Here is a 3,091-nt window from a genome sequence, read left to right on the forward strand (position 1 = left end):
TGCACAATGGGCGCAAGCCTGATGCAGCGACGCCGCGTGAGGGATGACGGCCTTCGGGTTGTAAACCTCTTTCAGTAGGGAAGAAGCCGCAAGGTGACGGTACCTGCAGAAGAAGCGCCGGCTAACTACGTGCCAGCAGCCGCGGTAATACGTAGGGCGCAAGCGTTATCCGGAATTATTGGGCGTAAAGAGCTCGTAGGCGGTTTGTCGCGTCTGCTGTGAAAGACCGGGGCTCAACTCCGGTTCTGCAGTGGGTACGGGCAGACTAGAGTGATGTAGGGGAGACTGGAATTCCTGGTGTAGCGGTGAAATGCGCAGATATCAGGAGGAACACCGATGGCGAAGGCAGGTCTCTGGGCATTAACTGACGCTGAGGAGCGAAAGCATGGGGAGCGAACAGGATTAGATACCCTGGTAGTCCATGCCGTAAACGTTGGGCACTAGGTGTGGGGGACATTCCACGTTTTCCGCGCCGTAGCTAACGCATTAAGTGCCCCGCCTGGGGAGTACGGCCGCAAGGCTAAAACTCAAAGGAATTGACGGGGGCCCGCACAAGCGGCGGAGCATGCGGATTAATTCGATGCAACGCGAAGAACCTTACCAAGGCTTGACATGGACCGGACCGCTCTGGAAACAGGGCTTCCCTTCGGGGCTGGTTCACAGGTGGTGCATGGTTGTCGTCAGCTCGTGTCGTGAGATGTTGGGTTAAGTCCCGCAACGAGCGCAACCCTCGTTCCATGTTGCCAGCGGGTTATGCCGGGGACTCATGGGAGACTGCCGGGGTCAACTCGGAGGAAGGTGGGGACGACGTCAAATCATCATGCCCCTTATGTCTTGGGCTTCACGCATGCTACAATGGCCGGTACAATGGGTTGCGATACTGTGAGGTGGAGCTAATCCCAAAAAGCCGGTCTCAGTTCGGATTGGGGTCTGCAACTCGACCCCATGAAGTCGGAGTCGCTAGTAATCGCAGATCAGCAACGCTGCGGTGAATACGTTCCCGGGCCTTGTACACACCGCCCGTCAAGTCACGAAAGTTGGTAACACCCGAAGCCGGTGGCCTAACCCTTTTTGGGGGGGAGCCGTCGAAGGTGGGACCGGCGATTGGGACTAAGTCGTAACAAGGTAGCCGTACCGGAAGGTGCGGCTGGATCACCTCCTTTCTAAGGAGCGTCTGCCGGTTGCCTGGTGGCCCTAAGTGGTTGCTGTGGTGCCGGTCAGGAGTAAAGCCCATTGCGCAGGCGCATGTTCTGCGGTGGGTGCTCATGGGTGGAATATCAACGAATCAAACTGGTTTTGGCATGGCCTGGTGGTTGTGTCCTGTGGTTAGTACGGTGTCCGTGCTCTGCTTCCTTTGGGTGGTGGGGTGTGGGTGTTGGGAAGGCTTGCGGGGCGTGATGTGTCCGGGGTGTGTTTGGTGCACTGTTGGGTCCTGAGGCAACAGGACCTGCAACGATTGTGTTGCCGGGGGCCCTGGGGTTTCTGGTTTTCCTGTCCTCGCCGATCATGCATGTTGTGTGTGTGGGGTGTGGGGGTTGGGGTTGTTGTTTGAGAACTACATAGTGGACGCGAGCATCTTGAGGCATGCACCTGTTTTTGTGCGGGTGTGTGTTGATAGCAATTTCTTATGATAGGACCCTGGCCCTTNTTGTGCGGGTGTGTGTTGATAGCAATTTCTTATGATAGGACCCTGGCCCTTTGTGGGTCGTGGTTCTCTCGAGTCAAGTTTGATCTGTGTGGTCAAGTTTTTAAGGGCGCACGGTGGATGCCTTGGCATCAGGAGCCGATGAAGGACGTAGGAATCTGCGATAAGCCTGGGGGAGTTGATAACCGAGCGGTGATCCCAGGATGTCCGAATGGGGAAACCCCGCACAACGCTTTTCGGGGTGATTGTGTGACCCGTGCCTGAATATATAGGGTGCGTGGGGGGAACGCGGGGAAGTGAAACATCTCAGTACCCGCAGGAAGAGAAAACAAGAGTGATTCCGTTAGTAGTGGCGAGCGAACGCGGATCAGGCTAAACCGACCCATGTGTGATAGCCGGCGGGCGTTGCGTGGGCGGGGTTGTGGGGCAGTTGCGTGTTGGTTCTGCCGGACCGGCGGGGTGTGTGTGCGTGCATAGGCGAACGGTTTTGAAAGGCCGGCCGGAGAGGGTGTGAGTCCCGTAGCCGTAATGTGTTGTGCCGCCCTGGTGATTGTTCCCAAGTAGCACGGGGCCCGAGAAATCCCGTGTGAATCTGTCAGGACCACCTGATAAGCCTAAATACTTCCTGATGACCGATAGCGGACCAGTACCGTGAGGGAAAGGTGAAAAGTACCCCGGGAGGGGAGTGAAACAGTACCTGAAACCGTGTGCTTACAATCCGTCAGAGCAGGCTTTGTTCCTGTGATGGCGTGCCTTTTGAAGAATGAGCCTGCGAGTTAGTGTTACGTCGCGAGGTTAACCCGTGGGGGGTAGCCGTAGCGAAAGCGAGTCTGAACAGGGCGAGTGTAGTGGCGTGATCTAGACCCGAAGCGGAGTGATCTACCCATGGCCAGGTTGAAGCGACGGTAAGACGTCGTGGAGGACCGAACCCACTTCAGTTGAAAATGGAGGGGATGAGCTGTGGGTAGGGGTGAAAGGCCAATCAAACTCCGTGATAGCTGGTTCTCCCCGAAATGCATTTAGGTGCAGCGTTGCGTGTTTCTTGCCGGAGGTAGAGCTACTGGATGGCCGATGGGCCCTACAAGGTTACTGACGTCAGCCAAACTCCGAATGCCGGTAAGTGAGAGCGCAGCAGTGAGACTGTGGGGGATAAGCTTCATAGTCGAGAGGGAAACAGCCCAGACCACCAACTAAGGCCCCTAAGCGTGTGCTAAGTGGGAAAGGATGTGGAGTTGCTTAGACAACCAGGAGGTTGGCTTAGAAGCAGCCACCCTTGAAAGAGTGCGTAATAGCTCACTGGTCAAGTGATTCCGCGCCGACAATGTAGCGGGGCTCAAGTACACCGCCGAAGTTGTGGCATTCACATATTTTCCAAGCCTTTGTGGTTCAGGAGTGTGGATGGGTAGGGGAGCGTCGTGTGGGCGGTGAAGCTGCGGTGGAAACCAG

General features: G+C 56.3%; 2 rRNA genes. Both read left to right on the plus strand.

Annotated elements, in window-relative coordinates:
- Positions 1-1,163, plus strand: a 16S ribosomal RNA gene (locus D3654_RS00355); the annotation flags it as partial.
- A gap of 575 nt (positions 1,164-1,738) precedes the next feature.
- A 23S ribosomal RNA gene (locus D3654_RS00360) occupies positions 1,739-3,091 on the plus strand; the annotation flags it as partial.

Source organism: Arthrobacter celericrescens (assembly GCF_003614925.1).
Classification (GTDB): Bacteria; Actinomycetota; Actinomycetes; order Actinomycetales; family Micrococcaceae; genus Arthrobacter; species Arthrobacter celericrescens.